The following is a 20,029-nucleotide window of genomic DNA, read 5'->3' as shown; positions in this document are numbered from 1 at the left end:
GCCGCCTCGACCTCGGTGCGGGCATCCTCGATCGCGCGGATCAGCCCGGCCGCGGTCTGCGCCGCCTCGCGCATCGCAACCGCGGATTGCTCGGCCGCGGCCGCGACCTCGCTCGCCTTGCCGAGCACACCGCGGGCGGAGGCCGAACTGCGCACCGTCTGCGCGCGCAGGGCATGGCCTTCCTCGGTGGCATCCTCGACCAAAGCGGCGATCCCGGTCCGGAACTCGCTCGCCAGCCGGTCCCGCGCGCCGCGGGCGGAAAGCTCGCCGTGACGCTGGTAGATGGCGACCGTGATCTCACCCTCGAGCGCGGACAAGCGCATCAGCGTGTCGATCAGCATCGGCAGTCGCGGGTCGGCTCGTTCCAGCCGCCGCATCAGCACGTCGAGCGCGGCACGGTCGCCGGCGCTGATCATCGACAGCAGCGCCAGCGGCGAGACGTCCGCCTGATAGGCGGCATCGACCGATCGTTCGATCGCTTCGATCCAGGCACGGCCGGCGGTATCGAGGAAGCGGTTGCGCAGGAACACGCAGCCCAGTTCGATCATGCGGGCGGTATCCTGGGGTGCCCTGACGCGCCCGTCTGCGAAATAGCGCAACCGCTGCGCCCAATAGGCTTCGGCGACCGCGGTGATTTCGGGGGCGATGACGTCCCACGCTACGCGCGTCGTGCCGACCAGCGATCCGTCGAAATCGAATGCCTTGAGCCGGCTGGGAAGATCGATCGTGGCGGCGATCGATCCCGGGATGGACGGGTCGGTGGTTGGCAAAGGGACGGCTCCATCGCGCTCGATCGTTGATCCCCTGTCGCTAGGCCCGAATGATTAACGGGGGGTTAGGAAACGCGGTCCGTGACGCGTCGATCCTCGCCTCGGTCGCGGGTGGGCGTCCATTCGACCGGGGCCATTGCGGTGATACGCTTTGGAGCCTAAGTGTCGGGCAGTATCCAGGAGACTTGCCATGGGCAGCTTTAGCCCGATTCATCTGCTCGTTCTTGCGGTCGTCGCGATCCTCCTGCTCGGCGGGGGTCGCTTTTCGAATTTGATGGGCGACGTCGCCAAGGGCGTGAAGAATTTCAAGAAGGGCATGGCGGAACATGACGAGGATCCGGCGAAGCCGGCACCGCGGATCGACGCACAGAAATCCGCCGATCCGGCGTTCGACCGCGATGGCAACCGCGTTCGCGACGATCGCTGAACGGACCTGATCCGCTGATCCTCACCATCATCCCGTTCTCCGTCCGCTGAGGGACGCACCGTGTTCGATATCGCGCCCTCCGAGTTCCTGCTCGTGGCGTTCGTCGCGCTGATCGTGATCGGCCCGAAGGACTTGCCGAAGGCGATGCGGATCGTCGGCTATTGGGTGGGCAAGGCGCGGGGAGTCGCGCGGCAATTCCGATCGGGCTTCGACGAGATGGTGCGTGAGGCGGAACTGGAAGAAATGGAAAAGCGCTGGGCGACGGAAAACGAGCGGATCATGCGCGAACACCCGCAGCCGGCGATCGACCAGCCCGCGATCGAACATTCCGATGACGCCACGCCGGTCGCATACGACGGCGCGGAGATGAAGGCGCTACCCTCGGCCGACGGCGGCCCCGCGGATGACGGTCCCGCCGATGGCGTCGGCGTGCCGGTTCACGTCGAGCGGCCCGTCGTCGCGCCGGCCCCTGTCGCCGATGATGCCCGGTCACCGAAGGACGGCGCACCGTCGTGAGCGAGATCGACGACAGTCGTGCGCCGTTGCTCGATCATCTGATCGAACTGCGCCGCCGTCTCCTATACTGTATCGCCGCGCTGGTGCTCTGCTTCGCGGTCGCGATGTATTTCGTCGAACCGGTGTTCGCCTTCCTATTGGCACCCCTACGCGCGGCGGGTCAGAAGGAGGTCATCTTCACGACCGTGTATGGCGGCTTCTTCACCGAGGTGAAGCTCGCTTTCTTCGCATCGATGATGCTCAGTTTTCCGGTGATCGCCAACCAACTCTGGCGGTTCGTTGCCCCCGGTCTCTATAAAAAGGAAAAGCGCGCGGTGCTGCCTTTCCTCGCCGCGACCCCCGTGCTGTTCCTGGGTGGGGCTGCGCTAGCGTATTTCGTCGCGGTACCGATCGCATTGCACTTCTTTTTGGGGTATTCCGGCAATATCGGAGGCGTGAGGCGACAGGCGTTGCCCGATGTCGCCGAATATCTTTCGTTCATCATGCATTTGCTGTTCGGCTTCGGGCTCGCTTTCCTGTTGCCCATCCTGCTGATGCTGCTGGAGCGCGCCGGGATTGTCACCCGCAAGCAACTGGTCGGGGCGCGTCGATATGCGATCGTGGCCGCCTTCGCGGTATCTGCCGTTCTCACGCCACCCGACGTCGGTTCGCAACTCCTGCTCGCGATCCCCCTCGTGCTTTTGTACGAGGCTGCACTGGTCGGCATCTGGATAACCGAACGTCGGCGGGCACGTGAGCCGGTGGCCGCAACCGAAGACTGATCGATCGGTTCGCACGGCGATCAATGCAAGTGCTGTACGTCTGCGGAAAAGAATAAGACCCGAAAGCATCACCGGGGGGGGAGGGTGGACGCTTCCGGGCCTATTCGTGGATAGCGAGAGCGGGGGGGCATAAGGTCGCTATCCGAATATAGAAACGGCGATCGGCGAGGTTGGTTCCGCGGTGGGTCGCGTTTTTTCCCTGCCCGTTTTAATCACGTCCCTGGACCGCGAACGCAATCTCGTACGCGCCCACCAGCGGATCATGGTGCAAGGGCGCGCGGAGCTGCCGGGACAGACCCTCCATGACACGGCCATAGCGGGACTTTACGAGTTCGCGCAGCAGGTCGCCGTCGACCAGCGCACGCGAAACGACGCGAAGCACCGCCTTCGTGGCGTCGGCGTCGCTGGCCGTGACCGCAACGCGGATCTGCGCGGACGGATCGCAGCTCGTCGCAAGCTCAATCGATTCGGTAATCAGGAAAGCGAGCGCCACCGCGACATCCTGGGTGACCAGGTAGGGTTCGACATCCAGCGTAATCCGCATACCCATGCTGATATCCGCAGCCGTTGCGCGGATATTGGCGGCCAGTTCCCCTATGACCCCGCGCAGGTTCAGCCCGCGATTTTCCTCCATCTCGGCAAAATGATTGCGGTGTACGACCGCCAGCGCGTCGACCCGTCGCTGGATCGAGGCATAAGCCGCAGTGGCGTCCGCGCTCCGTGCACCGCGCGCATGGAAATTGATCAGGCTGGAGATGACCTGGAGATTGTTCTTCACACGGTGATGCACTTCGCGCGTCAATTTGGTCTGGCGGACCAGCCCCTCTGCCAGCCCCGCCTCGTGAAGCGCCACCGTCCGGCTGATCGCGCGGAACGTATCACCCAGCTCGCGGATTTCCTGCGCCGGGAGCGACGTTATCGCGACGGGATCGATGATCTCCCCGGGCGTGAACGCAGCAACCGCAGCGCGCAGTCTTCGCAGCGGCCGGATGAGCAGATGATCCACGACGAACCAGCCGATCCCGGCCGCGGCCGCCCACATGAGCAACGGCAATAGCAGAGCGACGACGAACGACGACGTGATCGGCGCGCTGCGCGTCGTGGTTCGCAGCGCCAGACCGGCGACACCCAGGTCGATGTGCGAGGATTCCAGCCGGTCGAATGGCTGTTCGCCGGGAATCGCCTGGAGCACCAGTTGGTCGTCGCGGTCGTCCGTCAGCACGCTGCCATATGCGGTGGCGCGGGTCGTGGGTGCGGCAATCATCGACAGGAACGGAGCGGGGAAAAAGGCGCGCGCCGTATTGCCACCGCGGGGACCGGTGATGGACAAGACGAGCCCGCGATCCGGCAGGATCGCCGCTGCTATTCCGCGATCGGTGTGACCCGGATTGGCCGCTCGCGCGATCGGATCGCCGCAGATCAGCGTCCCGTGCGGATCGAGGATGGCAAACCGCGTCCCCGAATTGGCCTGCTGCGCGAATACTCCCAGCGCACGTGCGCAACTGGGCGCATCGGTAGGATCGGTTCCCAAAGCCCGGACGGCAACGCGCAGCGCCGTCATGTCTCCCGCCAGTTCGATCGCGAGCGCGTGCGCGCTTTCGTTGGCGGTGACGCGCAATCGCGACCGGACGTCCTCGACGGTGATCCGGGTCATTTGCAGTGTTGCGAAGACCGCGATTATCGCGAGCGGCAACAGCGCACCGCTCAGAATCAGGAACAGCTTTGCGCCCGTCGGCATCCGCGCCAGTCGGGAATGGAGACGGCCTACCGGCCGATCATCCTCTCGCCGTACACAGTGTTCGGTCGCCATGCTCGTCGCAACGATAGGGTCTGGCATCACGCCATGGCCATCTGGCCCGGTCGTCAGTGTAATTTGCCGAGAAGATCGAGCATCTCCGCCGGTACCGACTCTTCGACCGTCTTCAGATATACGGAACGAAGCGCCGATCCCATATCGCGATCCTTGCCCTGCACGCGGGCCTTGCTGTCGTCCTTGCTCGATCGCTTCGGCGTGTCCTGGCCCAAATTAAAAATATCCCCCTGTCAGCCTCAAAGAAGCGACGCATTAACCCATATCGTATTCGGCAACACCTGCGACAGGCATATTCCTGTGAACGAAACCAAATATCCGCTCGTTGGTTCCCGCGTCAGGCGCGAAAAACCCCGCATGTCTCGTGTTCCCGGATTTCGGCTTCTGCCGATGTTCGGGTTGCAACCACGCGGTGCTGGGCACATTGAGCGTCTTCAGATCAGGAGTATCACACCCCCATGTCGCTCGGTCAGCAGCTTGCCCCGCATCTTCCTTTCCTGCGCCGCTATGGCCGCGCCTTGACCGGTAGCCAGACGCATGGCGATCAATATGTCCGCGCCACGCTGGAGGCGATCGTCGCCGCGCCCGACCAATTTCCGCGCGATGTCGATCCTCGGCTGGGGCTTTACCGGATGTTCCAGGGCATATGGAATTCGACGAATTTCGACGAAGATGCCGAACGGGCCGACGTGTTGGCCGAAGGGCATGAGGCGACCGCCCGCGCGCGCCTCGCGCGAATGACGCCGTTGTCGCGTCAGGCGTTGCTGCTGACGGCGATGGAAGGTTTCACGCAGGAGGACGCCGCCTTTCTGATCGAGGTCGACGCCGGCGAAGTCGACGAACTGGTTGCCGAAGCCATGGCGGAGATCGAGCAGCAGACGCACGCCCGCGTGCTGATCATCGAGGATGAGCCGCTGATCGCGATGGATATCGAGACGATCGTCCGCGACCTCGGTCACGACGTGACCGGTGTCGCGGTGACGCGCGACGAGGCGGTCGGTCTCGCGATGGAGGATCGACCGGGTTTGGTGCTGGCCGACATCCAACTGGCGGACGACAGCTCGGGGATCGATGCGGTGAAGGACATCCTCGCCGAGTTCGACGTCCCCGTGATTTTCATCACCGCCTTCCCCGAACGGCTGCTGACGGGCGAGCGACCGGAGCCGACGTTCCTCATCACCAAGCCGTTCCAGCGGTCGACGGTGAAGGCGGCGATCAGCCAGGCGCTGTTCTTCGATCAGAACACGGTACCGGTGGCCTGAGCTTCGAGTCGGTATTTATCGAGAAAGTTACGGAGCCAAAACGGTTCTGGAAGGTTTGGGAATCATGAACGATCCGAATGAACCAACCGAATTGGGTGCCGTGGATGCCCGCGCAGGTGAGACGACCGGCCGCGTGCGTTATATTCTCGGTATCTCGCTGGTGCTGATCATTGTCGTCTTCGCGATCCTGTTCTTCCGCTGAGGACGGGGCCGTATGACCGCTGGCAATCGGCGGATCGGGTTCCTATGTTGGATGCGCCGGGGCCTACCCGCGGATCGGGGTGAGAAATTCCAATGACGCCAACCGCGCCGCGCGATGTCCGCGACGAGGACGATGACGAAGGCGAGTTGGTCGTCGTCGAACATGTTTCGTTGTCCGATCCCGAATTCAAGGTACAACTGGGGCAAGTGATCCCGCATCTACGCGCGTTCGGCCGCTCGCTGTCCGGCAGCCGCGATCTCGCGGACGATCTCGTCCAGGAGACGTTGCTGAAGGCGTGGGCGGCGCGCAAGCGTTTCCAGGCCGGCACCAACATGCGGGCATGGACGTTCATCATCCTGCGCAACCTCTACCTTTCGCAAATGCGACGTGCCCGCTTCAAGGGCGAGTGGGACGATCTGGTCGCCGACCGCATTCTGGCGGCACCGGCGAGCCAGGATCGTCATGTGGAATTGGGCGACATGCAACGCGCATTGCTTCATCTGCCCCAGCCGCAACGCGAGGCGCTGATCCTGGTCGGCGCGGGCGGATTCGCCTATGAGGAGGCGGCGGACATCTGCAATGTCGCGGTCGGTACGATCAAAAGCCGGGTCGCGCGCGGTCGTGTCGCACTGGAGGCATTGATGGCGGGCGGCACATTGCCATCGAGGCGGTCGTTCGAAGTCGATTCGAGCAAGACCGCATTGGATACGATCATGGCGGAGGTCGACGGGCTGAGCCGCGGCCGCTAATCGTCAAGCCAGTTCGCTTAGCCGATCAAGTTGAGCGAGCAGGCGGTCGATATCGTCTTCGACGAGCCTGCCCGGCGTGAACGATGCGCGAAGGATATCGCCGATCGCGCCCGTGCGCACCGGACCCGCGACGACATAGCTGCCGCGGCTGTGCGTTTGGGAAAGGGCAACCAGATTTGCCATAGAGCGTAAAACGTTCGGGCCTGTTAATCGTTGCGCCTTTATTTACCGCAAGAATGCGCGAATTCCATGCAAGCGTTTTTCTCCCGAACGAACCTGCGCGGTGCGATGACGCGGGCGATATCATGGTCGCCGTTCCTTCGTCTGCTGCTGGAACGCGAACCGGCGATCGCCGAAGCCTTGGCCGATGGGCGGCTGGACCTGACCGCCTCTTCCTCGACGCCGGACATGCCGACCGCGAAACGGCTTCGGCTCGATCGACGGGCGCTGGCGCTGTCGGTCGCGATCGGCGACCTTGCCGGCATTCTCGATCTGACCGGGGTAACGCAAGCGCTCAGCGACTTTGCCGATCGGGCGCTGGATACCGCGATCCGCGCTGCTATTGCCGAACGCACGCCCGACGAACCGATCCGCGGGTTTGCCGGCATCGCGCTCGGCAAACAGGGCAGTCGCGAACTCAATTATTCGTCGGATATCGACCCGATCCTGATCTTCGATCCCGATACGCTGCCCTGTCGCCCGCGCGAGGTGCCCGAGGAGGCCGCCGTCCGGATCGCGCGGCGCGTGGTGGAACTGCTTCAGGCGCGCGACGGCGACGGCTATGTCCTTCGCGTCGATCTTCGCCTGCGGCCCTCCCCCGAAGCGACGCCGATCGCGCTGCCCGTCGATGCCGCAATTGGATATTACGAATCGCAGGCGCTGCCCTGGGAGCGCGCGGCGTTCATTCGCGCACGCGCGGCGGCGGGCGACATCGCGCTCGGTACGCGGTTCCTGGACGCGATCCGTCCCTTCGTCTGGCGGCGCACGCTGGATTTCGGTGCGGTGCGCGAACTCCGCGGGATGTCGCGACTGATCCGCGACCATCACGCGCAGGGGCAGCGGCTCGGGCCGGGCTATGATCTGAAGCGGGGGCGCGGCGGTATCCGCGAGGCGGAATTCTATGCGCAGATCCATCAGCTGATCCACGGCGGCCGCGATCCGTCGGTTCGCGCGCCCGCGACGCGGGATGCGCTGGCGGCATTGGCGGCGGCGGGGTGGATCGGCGCGGACGAGGCGGCGGCGCTGATCGATGGCTACACGCTGCTTCGCACGATCGAACACCGTGTGCAGATGATCGACGATCGTCAGACCCACGCCTTGCCCACGGGCGAAGCGCTGGACGGTGTGGCGCGGTTGCACGGGCTGAAGGACGGAGATGCGCTGATCGCGCTGCTCGCGCCTCGGGTGGCGGCGGTCGGGACGCTCTACGACGCACTGGACGATGGCTCGCCGCCGATGCTCGTTCACGATCCGGTGGCACTGGAAGAAAACCTGGCGATCGCCGGTTTTCCGGACCCGGCAGCGGCCCGGACGAGACTGGAGGCGTGGCGGGCGGGCACCTATCCCGCGCTGCGCAGCCCCGCGGCGCGCGCGGCGCTGGAGGCGGCACTGCCGACGCTGGTCCCGGCGATCGGCGGCGCGCCCGATCCACAGGCGGTCCTGCTCCGGTTCGACGCCTTGCTCGAACATCTGCCGAGCGCGATCAATTTGTTCCGCTTGCTGGATGCACGGCCAGCGCTGGCGACGCTGCTGACGCTGATACTCAGCCATGCCGCGCCGTTGGCGGAGGCTTTGGGGCGGCAGCCGGCGTTGCTCGACGGGTTGATCGATGCGACCGCATTCGACGACGTCGGCGATGTCGACACGCTGGCGGCGGAAATGCGCGGCGGCGACGCGGTCGGATATGAGCGGCGGCTCGATCATGTCCGACGGGTGGTGGGCGAAAAGAAATTCGCGCTCGGCGTCCGGATCGTCGCCGGAACCGTCGATCCGTTGATCGTATCCGAAGGCTATGCCCGCGTGGCGGAGGCGGCGATCGCGGTGATCGGTGCCGCAACGGTCGAGGCATTCGCCGCCACGCACGGCCGCGTGCCCGGCAGCGAGTTTGCGATCCTTGCGCTGGGGCGGCTCGGCGGCGGACAGCTGACGCACGCCTCGGACTTGGACCTGATCTATCTGTTCACCGGCGATTTCTCTGCCGAGTCGGATGGCGCGCGACCGTTGGGCGCGACGCTATATTACAATCGGCTTGCCGCAAGGATGACCGCGGCGCTGTCGGTCGCGACGGCTGCGGGGCCGCTCTATACGGTCGATACCCGGTTGCGGCCGTCGGGTACGCAGGGGCCGCTGGTCGTCACGGTCGATTCGTTCGCCCGTTACCAGCGGGAGGACGCATGGGTCTGGGAACATATGGCGCTGACTCGTGCGCGGCCGATCTTCGGATCGGCGGCGACCCGCGCGGCGGTGGCGACGATCCTGCGCGACGTGCTGGAAGGTGCGCGGCCGGACCGCGACATCGTGGCGGCGGCGATAGGCATGCGGGGCGACATGGCGGCGCACAAGCCGCCTGCCGGGCCGCTCGACGTGAAGCTGTCGCCGGGCGGGCTCGTCGATCTGGAGTTCGCCGTGCAGATCGCGCAACTGGTCCATCGGACGGGGTTCGATCCCCGGTTGGGAAGCGCGATCGATGTCCTGGTCGCCGCCGGACATCTGCCGCCGGCGATACGGGCGGCGAACGATATCCTGACGCGTGCGCTGGTCATACTACGGCTCGTCGCACCCGACGGCCGGGACCCCGCAGCGCCGACGCGCGCGTTGATCGCGCGCGCGCTCGGATTGGCCGATTGGGCGGCGGTGGTTGCAACGCTGACCACAACGCAGCAAAGCGTTCGCGCGATCTGGCAAAACCTGACGGGGACGAACGATGGATGAAGGCGCAATGATGCCTGACGTGACGGTGACGGGCGCGGACGGCACGCCGGTCCGTCTCCGCGACCTGCCGACGCCGACGATCGTGTATTTCTATCCCAAGGACGACACGTCCGGCTGCACGCGAGAGGCGCAGGACTTCACGGCTTTGAGCGAGGATTTCGCTGCGGCCGGGGCGGGCCTGATGGGCGTTTCCAAGGACTCGCCCGAAAGCCACGGCAAGTTCGCCGCCAAATACGCGCTCGGCGTGACGCTGGGCAGCGATACCGACGGATCGGTCTGCGACGCGTTCGGCGTCTGGGGCGAAAAATCGATGTACGGCCGCACCTATTTCGGGATCGAGCGTGCGACGTTCCTGTTCGACGCGGCGGGCACGCTAGCGAAGACGTGGCGCAAGGTTCGCGTCCCGGGCCACGCCGCGGCGGTGCTGGAGGCGGTAAAGGCGTTGTAGGCCGACGGGTCCGGCGCGCGGAACTGCCGATACCGGCCAGTTCGGTCGATGATCGGCGGGCTCTTCAACGGCTCGGCGCAGGCGGATGCCGGTCTGACGCGCGGCGGCCCCGAAGCTATTGCGCCGATCGGACAAGGTCGGCCAGACATCGAGCGGTCAGGGGCGGGTCGGGGTGTGTATCCGGCGCGGCAACGAGGCCGGGGTCCCGTACGGGCTGAAGGCGCATCTTTTGGGGTCCGATGGCCAAGATTTCCGATACCGCCGGCGCAGTCTTGTCACGTGTCCGGGCGCTTTTCACCACCCGCGATGTCCTGTTCCATGATGGCCGTGCCCTGCGCCGCTTCAGCGTCGCGGGCCGGACCCAGGCCGGGATCGCCGCATTCGGCGTCGTCGCCTTCGGTTTTTCGGGGTATGGCGCGGCGGAGGCCGCCTATCATGCCGCCGCGGCGGTCGGGGTCGTCGCGCCGGCCAGCGCCGCCGTGCAGATCGCCCACATGGAACGGCAAATCGACGCCATGCAGGCGCGCGTCACGACGATCCGCAAATTCGCCGTGGTCCATGCCGCGCGGATGGAACAGCGCCAGGCGCTGATCGCCGCCGCGCTGACCGGCAAGGGTGACGCGCAGACGTTCGCGCTCGCGACATTGTCGGTCGATCCGCAGACCGACCGGCTGGCGAAGGATGTGGTCGCGCCGATGACGAAGGTCGAATCGCGTCAGGTCGCGCTGGCCGGGCAGGCCCGGCATGTTCTGGAGCAACGGTACGCGCAGACCGCCGCCACGGTACGCAAGCTCGGCCTGAAACCCGAACGCATCCTCGCGCGCGGCACGTCGCAAGCCATGGGCGGACCGCTGATCGCAGCGAACAGTCCCGAGGCCGTCGCCGACCTGCGCGCCGACCAGCAGTTCCGCACCTTGTTCCAGACGTGGAAGAAGCTCGACACGTTGCAGCAAGGGACGATCGCCATCCCGTCGACCCAGCCGGTCGAGCATCTGGCCTTCACCAGCAATTTCGGCATCCGCACCGATCCATTCCGGGGCACCGCGGCGATGCATGCCGGCGTGGATATCCGGGGCCCGATAGGTACCCCGATCTACGCGACCGCGGACGGCATGGTCGATCATGCCGAACGCACGGGCGGTTATGGCAACATGGTCGAGATCGATCATGGCAAGGGCATCGCCACGCGCTACGGTCATTTGTCCAAGATCCTCGTCACCGCGAACCAGCATGTGAAGCGCGGCGAACTGATCGCATTGATGGGATCGACGGGTCGCTCGACCGGATCGCACCTCCATTACGAAGTCCGGATCGACGGTCATGCGGTCAACCCGGTGCCGTTCCTGACCACCGCCGACTATCTGCTCGCGGCACAGGACCGGGCCATCCATTCGATACCCGTGTCGAGTGACGGACCCGCGCCGCAGGATTGAGCCGGTTGCCCTTGGGGAGGCAGCGTCCTATCTCCAGTGGATGGCAACGCTCGCACCCGAAATTATCCTGACGCCTTCCGCCGCCGCGCGTGTGGCGACGATCGCGGGCAAGCAGGGCAAACCCGCGATCCTTCGTCTGTCGGTCGATGGCGGGGGCTGTTCGGGATTTCAGTACAAATTCGGGTTTGCCGACGGCATCGCGACCGACGACGCGGTAGCCGAGACGAATGGCGTTCGGCTGGTCGTCGATAGCGTCAGCCTCGATCTCGTTCGCGGTTGCGCGGTCGATTACGTCGAATCGCTCGGCGGGGCGGCGTTCAAGGTGGAAAATCCGAACGCCGCGTCTGGCTGCGGCTGCGGCTCCAGCTTCGCGATCTGACGTTTTACGTTGAAGATCGTCACGTACAACGTCAACGGCATCAAGGCGCGGCTGCCGCGGCTCGTCGAATATCTGACCGAGCAGCAGCCCGATATCGTGTGTCTGCAGGAATTGAAGGCATCCGACGATACGCTCCCCGTCGCCGATATCGAGGCGGCCGGATACGGCGCAGTGTGGCACGGGCAAAAGGGCTGGAACGGCGTTGCGGTGCTCGCGAAGGGCGCACAGCCCGTCGAGCGGCAACGGGGCCTCGCCGGCGAGCCGGAGGACGCGCATAGCCGCTATCTCGAATGCGATGTCGACGGGCTCGTCGTCGCGGCGTTGTATCTGCCCAACGGCAATCCGCAACCGGGACCGAAATTCGATTACAAGCTCCGGTGGATGGACCGACTGGCGGCGCGCGCGCGCCTGTTGCTGGCCGCGGAGGTGCCCGCGGTGCTGGCGGGCGATTACAATGTCATCGCCAATGACGACGACAGCTATTCGGTGCGGGCGATGGCGCAGGATGCGCTGATGCAGCCCGAAAGCCGCGAGGCGTATCGCCGCCTGCTGGCACAGGGCTGGACCGACGCGCTGCGCACCCGGCATCCGGCGGGCGGCGTATGGACATTCTGGGATTACCAGGCGGGTGCCTGGCAACGCGACGCGGGGTTTCGCATCGATCATCTGCTGCTCAGCCCGGCGGTCGCGGATCGATTGATCGATGCGGGTGTCGACAAGCAATATCGTGCGCGCGAAAAGGCGAGCGATCATGCGCCGACCTGGGTGATGCTGCGATGAAGAGGCTTTTTTCCGGGCTGTTGCTGATGGCGGCGGCGACGCCGGCGATGGCCCAGGACGAACCGCGTTTCTGCCCGACCCGGCCCAGCCTCGGCGGGTCGAGCTGTACGACCGAGCCGGGGCAGGTCCATTTCGAATTCTCGACGCTCGACTGGCAGCGCGACGACCGCAGCGACCAGCGCGACGACAGGATCGTCGCTGCCGACCTTCTGGCCCGGATCGGCGTGGGCAAGGATACCGAAGTGCAATTCGGCTGGACCGCGTTCGGCCACGATCGCACGCGCGACAAGACGACCGGGCAGATCGATCAGGTCGACGGTACGGGCGATATCAGCTTTGCCGTGCGCGAACATCTGACGGGTGAGAAAGGCAAGCCCTTCTCCGCGGGCATCCAGGCGTTCGTCACCGCTCCGACCGGCCGCTACCCGATCGGGGCAGGCACATGGAGCGCGGGTGGGATCATCCCCGTGCAATATAACCTGACCGAAAAGCTGGCGGTCGATTTCACCGGCGAGGCGGACGCTGCCGCGAACCAGTCGGGCGCTGGCCGGCATCTGGCGTATAGCGGCATCGGCGGGCTGCGGTACAAGCTGACCGACGACATCTCGCTGTACCAGGAATTGTCGGTCGAGCGCGACAACGATCCGTCGGGACACGAAACGCATCTGCTCGCCGCGTCGTCGATCGCCTGGCGTCCGACGAAGCGGTTCCAGATCGACCTCCTCGGTGCGTTCGGCCTCAACCGCGACACCCCCGATGTGCGGGTAATCAGCGGCGGGGCGATCCTGTTCTGACCACGGCGTACGGCCGGTCGGCGAAATCTCACAGCGTTCGTTGGTATATCAGATACACCTTGTTGACGCTGCTGCCGATCGTCTCCGCGATCGATCGCATTCCCTGATTGTCCTCCAAGATCCAGCCGATCTCGCTTCGCGTCGCGCCATAATGCTCGACGCAGGCGCGCTTGATGATGTCGATCATCATGAAGGCCAGCTGGCTCGCCAGGCGCGACGATTGCAGCTCCTTCACGACGCCCATCAGCGGTACCCGCATCGTGCGCACCTTCGGCTTGCGCAACCACCAAAGCAGCCTGGCCCAGCCGAACGGCAATAGATTACCGTTCAGCGGTTTGATCGCCTCGTTCAGGTCGGGCAGCGTGATCATGAACGCGACGGGCCGCCCGTCCACTTCGGCGATGCGGATCAGGTCGTTGAACACGATCGGCTTCAGCTTGACGCCGACGTCCTTGATCTCGGGCGGGGTGAGGGGGACGAAGCCCCAATTGTCCGACCATGCATCGTTCAGGATCGACAGGATGATCGCGGCTTCTTCCTCGAACTTGCGCTTGTCCACTTCGCGCACGACGATCCGGGGGTTGTTCTCGCCGGACTTGATGATCCGCTTCACGATCGGCGGGAATTCCTTCCGGATGTCGAGATCGTAGGTCATCAGTTCCTTGGCGACGGCGTAACCGGCGCGCTCGATCCAGCCCCGATATTCGGGCTTCGCATGGCCCATCATGATCGTCGGCGGGTGGTCGAAGCCGCTGACCAGCAGGCCCGGCTCCTCCCAGATCGATTGCGAGATCGGGCCGAGCGCCCGGGTCATGCCTTGCGCACGCAACCAGCTTTCCGCCGCGGCGATCAGCGCGACGAACACGTCCTCGCGTTCGGCATCCATCAACCCCCATTGGCCGACGCCAGGACCGAATCCCTGGCCCGCGGGCATGGTCAGCGCCAGCGTGTCGATATGTGCGGAGATGCGCCCGACGACCTTGCCCGCTTCCTCGGCCAGGAACAGCTGGACCTTGGCGTGGCTGTACCAGCCGTTCTTCTCGGGGGTGATGAGGCCAAGCGCCTCCCCCTTCAGCGGCGGCACCCAGTTCGGGTCGTCGGCGTAGAGACGAAATGGCAGGTCGACGAACGCCTTGCGGTCCTTCTTCGTTTCGATCGGCCGGATCGTCAGATTGGTCGCCATGTGTGCTGTCCCCTCGCGTGTACGCGGTCGATGGTAGCCAGCGTGATGGACCAAGGCGAGCAAAAGTCGCGTTATCGACGGGTTGCATCGCCGCGGCCGATCGTCGGCCTGTAAATGCCATGCTGCCGCCATTATCTTTCGCCAATGCCCGATGCCATGACCAGCTCGCTCCGTATCGATGCCCGCGCCGCAGCGACGGACGATGCGCGCGTGCCGACGCACCGGATCGCCGACGACAAGGCGATGCTTCGCGTCGCAGCCGATCTGACGCGCGAACTCAACCTGCCGTCGCCGCGCGTCTATCGGGCCGACCTGATCGCGTCCGTCGCGCTCGGCTATGGCGCACTGGCGGCGGCGATTTTCGTACCGTCGACCGGGCTGGCGGTCGTTGCCGGGCTCGTCGCGGTGCTGGCCTTGTACCGCGCGCTCAGCTTCATTCACGAGCTGACGCATATGAAGCATTCGGCGGTACCCGGTTTTCGCGCAGGCTGGAACGCGCTGGTGGGCGTGCCGATGCTGATCCCGTCGTTCATGTATGAGGGCGTGCACAACCTTCATCACGCGCGCACCCGCTACGGCACCAGCGAGGATCCCGAATATCTGCCGCTAGCGCTGATGAAGCCGTGGACGTTGCCGGTTTTCATTCTGGTATCTGCGCTTGCCCCGGTCGCGCTCATTTTCCGGTATGCGGTGCTGACGCCGCTTTCCGCGCTGTCGCCGATGCTGCGGACGCTGGTCGTGGAGCGGTATTCCAGCCTGTCGATCAATCCCGCATTCCGCCGTCGCGCGCCCGAAGGCGAGTCGCGCAGGCAGTGGCTGCGGCTCGAAACGGCGTGTGGCATCTGGGCGATCGCACTGGTGCTTCTGGTCGCGACCGGGACGATGCCGCTTGCGACGTTCGTCGTCGTCCTGGGCGTCGCGTCCGGCGTCGCGGTCCTGAACCAGGTGCGCACCTTGGTCGCGCATCTCTGGGAGAATGAGGGCGAGGTGATGACCGTCACCGCGCAATATCTTGACACGGTCAACGTACCGCCGCCGACGCTGCTGCCCGCGTTGTGGGCACCGGTCGGGCTTCGTTACCATGCGTTGCATCATCTGCTGCCGGGGTTGCCCTATCATTCGCTCGGCGAGGCGCATCGGCGTATCTCGGCAGCGCTGGACGATCAGTCGCCCTATCACCGCGCGAGCTATCCCGGGCTGCCTGGGCTCGTCCATCGAATCGCGCGCAGCACGATGGGCGCACGCTAGGCGTCACTCCTCGCTGCGGATCAGCACCACTTCGCCGATCATCAGGAACAAGAGGAATGGGGCCCACGCCGCGAGGAACGGCGGGTAGGCACCAAGCGTCCCCATCGCCAACGCGAAATTGTCCGCCACGAAATAGGCGAAACCCAGCATCATGCCGATGACCGCGCGTACGAACAGCTTGCCCGATCGCGCCGTGCCGAACGCCGCGATCGCCCCGAGCAACGGCATCAGGACCGACGACAACGGTCCCGAAAGCTTATGCCATAGCGCACCCTCGAGCGACTTGGTCGGTCGACCGGCCCCCGACAGGTCGCTGATCGCGTTCCTCAGCGCGCCGAACGACAATCCGTCCGCATCGACCGATGCGAGCGTGAACTGATCCGGCCGGACGCCGTGGCCGATGACGGTCGCGCCCAGCTTCGTCAGCGTTCCCTTGGCGACGTCGAACCGGGTCGCCGGTCCGATCAGCCAGCCATCGCCCTGTCGCCGGCCTTGCGGCGCGCGGACGATGCCGACCATGTTGCCGCCCGTCCGGTCGTACAGCGTGACGCCGGTCAGCGTCGCGTTGTCGCCGCGGCCGCGGATCTGGTCGACCTCGATCAAGTCGTCGCCATCGCGCACCCAGACGTTGGACCGGTCGCCGCGGTCGACGGGCAGGGGGCCATAGTCGACATTCTGCCATGCGCTGAGCGTCGCGTTTGCGCGCGTGACGATACGGTCGTTGAACGAGAAGCTGAAGATCGCCATTGCGAACCCGACGACGAACAATGGTGCGAGCAACTGATGCGCGGACAGGCCCGACGCCTTCAACGCGACGATCTCGCTATTCTGATTCATCGTGATCAGCGTCAGGATCGTGCCGAGCAACGTAGAATACGGCAGTGCGAACGCGATCAACTGCGGCCCGCGCAGCGAGATGTAGCGCCAGACCTCGGCATCGCCATTGCCCGCCTGCGCCAGGATCTTTCCCGATTCGCTCAGCAGATTGAGCGTCAGCAGCACGAGCACGAGCCCGGCCATGATACCCAATGTCCGGGTCAGGAACAGCCGACCCATATAGATCGCGACGGTACGCGACGGGAAAAAGCCCATCGTCATGGCGTCACCACCGTCCGCGGTCGGCGGCCGGGCATGTGTCGGGTGATCGCGCTCGCCAGTTTGGCAAAGCCGCGTTCCAGTGCACCGATAGGCTGGCCACCGGGAACATAGGCGATCGTATAATACATCCAGAATACCAAGGCGGCGAAGATCGTAAACGGCACCCACAAGGCGATCAGCGGATCGACCTTCCCCAGTTCGCCGATACTGGTCGCATATTGGTTGATCTTGAAGAAGGTCACGATCATCACGATCGCCAGGAATACGCCGAACGCCGAACTGGATCGCTTGGGCGGCACACCGAGCGCAAGCGCGAGCAGCGGCAGCAGAAACATCGTCGCCACCTCGATGACTCGGAAATGGAATTCGGCCCGCACCGAATCCCGCAGCAGGTGGGTCGGTGCGGTGTGCCCCTGCCGCGCGAGTTCGGGCAGCGTATATTCCAGATTGGCACCGCCCCGCTGACGGAAGCTTTCGAACTTGGGCAGGTTGATCGGCAGATCGTGCGAGGAGAAAGTGAGCACGCGCGGCGTCACGAAATCGGCGCGGTTGTGGATCAGCGTGCCGTTGGTCAGGCGGAAGATGATGACGTTGGGGTCGTCGGTCGCGAGGAACTGACCGCGGTCCGCGGTCACGCCGATCCAGTCACCCTTGGGCGTCTGCGCATGGACGAATATGCCCGACAGCTTGCGTCCCTTGTCGCGGCTTTCTTCGATCCGGATCGTCATCCGGTCGCCGAGATGGGTGAATTCGCCGACCTTGATCGACGCGCCGAGCGCGCCGGTGCGCAGTTCGAAACGCAGATTTTCGTAATAGTAGCGCGATACCGGTTGCAGATAACCGACGATCGCCAGGTTCAGCAATGCCAGCACGATCGCATACATGTACGGCACGCGCAGCAACCGGGTATAGCTCATCCCCACGCCGCGCATCACGTCCAGTTCGGATGAGGTCGCAAGCCGCCGGAACGCCAGCAGGATGCCGAGCAGCAGCCCGATCGGAATGCCCAGCCCCAGATATTCGGGCAACAGATTGGCGAGCATACGCCATACCACGCTGATCGGGCCACCCTCTGTCGCGACGAACTGGAACAATCGCAGCATGCGGTCGAGCACCAGCAACATCGCGGCAACGATCAGCGTCGAGAACAACGGGACCGCGATCAGCCGGGCCATATAGCGATCGATGGATTTCATTCGGTTCCCGGACGGACGCGTTGGCGTGCTATAGAGTGCCGGGGCGTAGGCGTCAGCCGATATTCGTGCGCCGTGTGCGAAGGGTTTATTCGGCGGCGATGTCGATCGAGATTTCCGTATCGCGATGCGGGGCTACCGCGTCGATCGCCGCTTCGAGCGCCTGCAGCGTGAACGGCTTTCGCAGCACCTGATGATCGCCGACCCCGCTTGCTTCGGTGTCGCCGGCGAAGCCGGTTACGAATATCACGGGCATGCGGGCGAACCGGTCGGGCAGGGCGGCGATCATCTCCGGACCGGTTTGGCGCGGCATCAGCACGTCGGTCAGGATGATGTCGATCCTGTGCGCGTCGAGGAGCGCGGGTGCCGTCAGCGGATCGTCGCACGCCACGACGCGGTGCCCCAGCTCCTCGAGCGCACCGATCGTCGCGGCGAGAACGCGCGGATCGTCCTCGACCACCAGGATATCGACCGCGCGCGGGGCGGTGGCCGGCGCCGCCGGTTCGGCCACCGCATCCGCCAGCGTTTCGGACAATTCGCGCGGCAGGTACAATGTGACGGTCGTACCCTGGTCCGGCGCGGTCGCGATTCCGATCTCGCCATCAAGCTGACGGACCAGTGCGAAAATCTGGCTGAGCCCGAGCCCGGTACCCTTGCCGACGGGTTTGGTCGTGAAAAAGGGTTCGAACACCCGTTCGGCGATATCGGGCGTCATTCCGCAGCCGCTGTCGCCCACCGCGATCGTTACATACTCGCCTGCGACGCACTGACCGACCGCATGGCTTGCGAGCGCCGTATGCCCGGTCACGATCGTCAGCGTGCCGCGCCCGTTCATCGCGTCGCGTGCGTTGACCGCCAGGTTCAGGATCGCATTCTCCAGCTGGATGCGGTCGGCACAGACGCGCCAGCCATCCGATCGGTCCTCGGTCACCAGTTCGATCGCGTCGCCAAGCGTGCGGTCCAGCAGATCGGTCATGCCGGCCACCAAAGTCGCCGCTACGAGCGGTTCGTGTTTGAGCGACTCCTCCCGGCTGAACGCGAGCAGGCGGCGGGTCAGCGCGACCGCGCGGTTCGCGCCTTCCGACGCGCTGTCGATGTGCCGGTGCGCTGCTGTCGCCTCGCCCTTCAGGCTGCGTCGCGCGAGCTCGAGACCGCCGAGCACGACCGCGAGCATGTTGTTGAAATCATGCGCGATGCCGCCGGTCAATTGCCCTACCGCCTCCATCTTCTGAATCTGGCGCAACTTCGCCTCCTGCACGCGCAACGCCCCCGTCGCCGCCTCGACCGCGGCGGTCAGTTCCTCGGCTCGTTTGCGTTCGGCATCCGCGTCGGCTTGCGCGACCGCCCGATCGGTGAGGGCACGGATCGTGAACCAGCCGAGCAGGATGGCGCCCAGGACGATCAGGCTGCCAAATACCGCCAGAACGCCGGCGATGTGGCTCGATCGGTCGACGGACGCCGCTGCCGCCGCGGTGCGTTCCGCCAGTCGCTGGCGCTGACGCGCGATGATCTGATCGAGCACCTGGTTGATCGTCGCCAGCGAGCTGGCGTCGCGCGCCTGGTAATAGCGGGCAAGCGCCTGACCATTCTTGCCGTAATTGGTGCTTAGGGCGATCAGAGACAATTCCTTGCCGCGCAGATCATAGGCAGCGCGCAGACGCTGGATGCGCGGTCGCGATCCCGTGCTCGTACGGCTCATGCGGTCGAGCTGATCGATTCCGCTGCCCGCCTGGAGCCATTCGTCGTAATAAAGGCGTCCGAGCCTCTTGTCCCCACTGATGACGTAGCGACCAAGCGACGCCTCCGAGCGGGCGATCATGCCGTCGAGCGTACGGGCCAGGATCATGACGTCGAAGCTGTGCGTCTGCAGCTGCAACGCCTGGTCGCGCTGGCGATTTGCGCCTCCCAGCGTCACGATCAGCGCAACGAGTACCACGACGCCAAGCAACGCCATCACGACGAGCGCCGTGATGCGCCAAGTCGATCCGTCCCTCGGGGCTATCGCTTCGCCCTCGTCCCGCATGGTGCCATGCTACAGCAAGCGA

The 20,029-nt window shown here is 65.1% G+C and carries 20 protein-coding genes and 1 pseudogene; 13 read left to right on the top strand and 8 right to left on the bottom strand.

Annotated features, from left to right (window positions below; all coding sequences use genetic code 11):
- A pseudogene (locus HUU99_RS07745) lies at nt 1-770 on the bottom strand (methyl-accepting chemotaxis protein); the annotation flags it as partial.
- 190 nt (nt 771-960) lie between these two features.
- Here HUU99_RS07745 and HUU99_RS07740 point away from each other — a divergent pair.
- The 3 genes from HUU99_RS07740 to tatC are packed head-to-tail and all read left to right on the top strand — an operon-like array spanning nt 961 to nt 2,474.
- Nucleotides 961-1,197, top strand: a complete 237-nt coding sequence (locus HUU99_RS07740; RefSeq protein ID WP_174285995.1) for a Sec-independent protein translocase subunit TatA — start codon at nt 961-963, stop codon at nt 1,195-1,197.
- Between the two features lie 60 nt (nt 1,198-1,257).
- The gene (gene tatB, locus HUU99_RS07735) at nt 1,258-1,713 is read left to right on the top strand and encodes a Sec-independent protein translocase protein TatB (protein ID WP_174285994.1); all 456 of its coding nucleotides are present in this window, start codon (nt 1,258-1,260) and stop codon (nt 1,711-1,713) included.
- The gene (tatC, locus tag HUU99_RS07730; protein WP_174285993.1) at nt 1,710-2,474 is read left to right on the top strand and encodes a twin-arginine translocase subunit TatC; all 765 of its coding nucleotides are present in this window, start codon (nt 1,710-1,712) and stop codon (nt 2,472-2,474) included. The genes tatB and tatC overlap by 4 nt, the downstream gene beginning before the upstream one ends.
- Before the next feature lie 208 nt (nt 2,475-2,682).
- Here the strand turns inward: tatC and HUU99_RS07725 are convergent, their stop codons facing one another.
- The gene (locus tag HUU99_RS07725; RefSeq protein WP_174285992.1) at nt 2,683-4,212 is read right to left on the bottom strand and encodes a sensor histidine kinase; all 1,530 of its coding nucleotides are present in this window, start codon (nt 4,210-4,212) and stop codon (nt 2,683-2,685) included.
- 125 nt (nt 4,213-4,337) lie between these two features.
- A complete protein-coding gene (locus tag HUU99_RS07720; protein WP_174285991.1) occupies nt 4,338-4,499 on the bottom strand; it encodes a hypothetical protein in 162 nt (53 codons plus the stop codon).
- Between the two features lie 243 nt (nt 4,500-4,742).
- Between HUU99_RS07720 and HUU99_RS07715 the strand changes: the two genes are divergently transcribed.
- The 3 genes from HUU99_RS07715 (at nt 4,743) to HUU99_RS07705 (ending at nt 6,497) form a co-directional block, all read left to right on the top strand.
- The gene (locus HUU99_RS07715) at nt 4,743-5,546 is read left to right on the top strand and encodes a response regulator (protein WP_174285990.1); all 804 of its coding nucleotides are present in this window, start codon (nt 4,743-4,745) and stop codon (nt 5,544-5,546) included.
- Between the two features lie 64 nt (nt 5,547-5,610).
- Entirely contained in the window at nt 5,611-5,748 is a 138-nt protein-coding gene (locus HUU99_RS07710) for a hypothetical protein (protein ID WP_174285989.1), read from the top strand.
- A gap of 92 nt (nt 5,749-5,840) precedes the next feature.
- Nucleotides 5,841-6,497, top strand: coding sequence for a sigma-70 family RNA polymerase sigma factor (locus tag HUU99_RS07705; RefSeq protein WP_174285988.1), 657 nt, complete (start codon nt 5,841-5,843; stop codon nt 6,495-6,497).
- 3 nt (nt 6,498-6,500) lie between these two features.
- Here HUU99_RS07705 and HUU99_RS07700 read toward each other — a convergent pair whose 3' ends face one another.
- The gene (locus HUU99_RS07700) at nt 6,501-6,680 is read right to left on the bottom strand and encodes a hypothetical protein (RefSeq protein ID WP_174285987.1); all 180 of its coding nucleotides are present in this window, start codon (nt 6,678-6,680) and stop codon (nt 6,501-6,503) included.
- Between the two features lie 66 nt (nt 6,681-6,746).
- Between HUU99_RS07700 and HUU99_RS07695 the strand changes: the two genes are divergently transcribed.
- From HUU99_RS07695 to HUU99_RS07670, 6 genes are all read left to right on the top strand, one after another.
- On the top strand, nt 6,747-9,428 hold the full coding sequence (locus HUU99_RS07695; RefSeq protein WP_174285986.1) for a bifunctional [glutamine synthetase] adenylyltransferase/[glutamine synthetase]-adenylyl-L-tyrosine phosphorylase: 2,682 nt from the start codon (nt 6,747-6,749) through the stop codon (nt 9,426-9,428).
- Complete coding sequence (locus HUU99_RS07690) at nt 9,421-9,876, top strand: peroxiredoxin (RefSeq protein ID WP_174285985.1); 456 nt, start codon at nt 9,421-9,423, stop codon at nt 9,874-9,876. The genes HUU99_RS07695 and HUU99_RS07690 overlap by 8 nt, the downstream gene beginning before the upstream one ends.
- Nucleotides 9,877-10,115: 239 nt before the next feature.
- Nucleotides 10,116-11,309 carry a M23 family metallopeptidase gene (locus HUU99_RS07685; RefSeq protein ID WP_174285984.1) on the top strand — a complete coding sequence of 398 codons (1,194 nt, stop codon included), beginning with the start codon at nt 10,116-10,118 and terminating at the stop codon, nt 11,307-11,309.
- Nucleotides 11,310-11,349: 40 nt separating this feature from the next.
- Nucleotides 11,350-11,688 (top strand): iron-sulfur cluster insertion protein ErpA, encoded by a 339-nt coding sequence (erpA, locus tag HUU99_RS07680; protein ID WP_174285983.1) that lies wholly within the window; start codon nt 11,350-11,352, stop codon nt 11,686-11,688.
- A 9-nt stretch (nt 11,689-11,697) separates the two neighbouring features.
- Entirely contained in the window at nt 11,698-12,468 is a 771-nt protein-coding gene (gene xth / locus HUU99_RS07675) for an exodeoxyribonuclease III (RefSeq protein ID WP_174285982.1), read from the top strand.
- On the top strand, nt 12,465-13,262 hold the full coding sequence (locus tag HUU99_RS07670) for a transporter (protein WP_174285981.1): 798 nt from the start codon (nt 12,465-12,467) through the stop codon (nt 13,260-13,262). Before xth ends, HUU99_RS07670 begins: the two co-directional genes overlap by 4 nt.
- 28 nt (nt 13,263-13,290) lie before the next feature.
- On the opposite strand, the gene HUU99_RS07665 is transcribed toward HUU99_RS07670, so the two are convergent.
- Entirely contained in the window at nt 13,291-14,445 is a 1,155-nt protein-coding gene (locus tag HUU99_RS07665; protein ID WP_174285980.1) for an N-acetyltransferase, read from the bottom strand.
- Between the two features lie 156 nt (nt 14,446-14,601).
- On the opposite strand from HUU99_RS07665, the gene HUU99_RS07660 reads away from it, so the two are divergent.
- Nucleotides 14,602-15,693 (top strand): fatty acid desaturase family protein, encoded by a 1,092-nt coding sequence (locus tag HUU99_RS07660; protein ID WP_174285979.1) that lies wholly within the window; start codon nt 14,602-14,604, stop codon nt 15,691-15,693.
- A 3-nt stretch (nt 15,694-15,696) separates the two neighbouring features.
- On the opposite strand, the gene lptG is transcribed toward HUU99_RS07660, so the two are convergent.
- From lptG to HUU99_RS07645, 3 genes are all read right to left on the bottom strand, one after another.
- Nucleotides 15,697-16,791 (bottom strand): LPS export ABC transporter permease LptG, encoded by a 1,095-nt coding sequence (gene lptG, locus HUU99_RS07655; RefSeq protein ID WP_174285978.1) that lies wholly within the window; start codon nt 16,789-16,791, stop codon nt 15,697-15,699.
- Nucleotides 16,788-17,987 carry an LPS export ABC transporter permease LptF gene (lptF, locus tag HUU99_RS07650; RefSeq protein WP_174285977.1) on the bottom strand — a complete coding sequence of 400 codons (1,200 nt, stop codon included), beginning with the start codon at nt 17,985-17,987 and terminating at the stop codon, nt 16,788-16,790. The genes lptG and lptF overlap by 4 nt, the downstream gene beginning before the upstream one ends.
- Before the next feature lie 85 nt (nt 17,988-18,072).
- Nucleotides 18,073-20,007, bottom strand: coding sequence for an ATP-binding protein (locus tag HUU99_RS07645; protein WP_174285976.1), 1,935 nt, complete (start codon nt 20,005-20,007; stop codon nt 18,073-18,075).
- Nucleotides 20,008-20,029 lie beyond the last annotated feature (22 nt).

Source organism: Sphingomonas bacterium, from assembly GCF_903642285.1.
In the GTDB taxonomy this organism is placed as follows: Bacteria; Pseudomonadota; Alphaproteobacteria; order Sphingomonadales; family Sphingomonadaceae; genus Sphingomonas.
The sequence above is the reverse complement of the archived record's forward strand: the minus strand, read 5'-3'. Positions and strand labels throughout refer to the sequence as shown.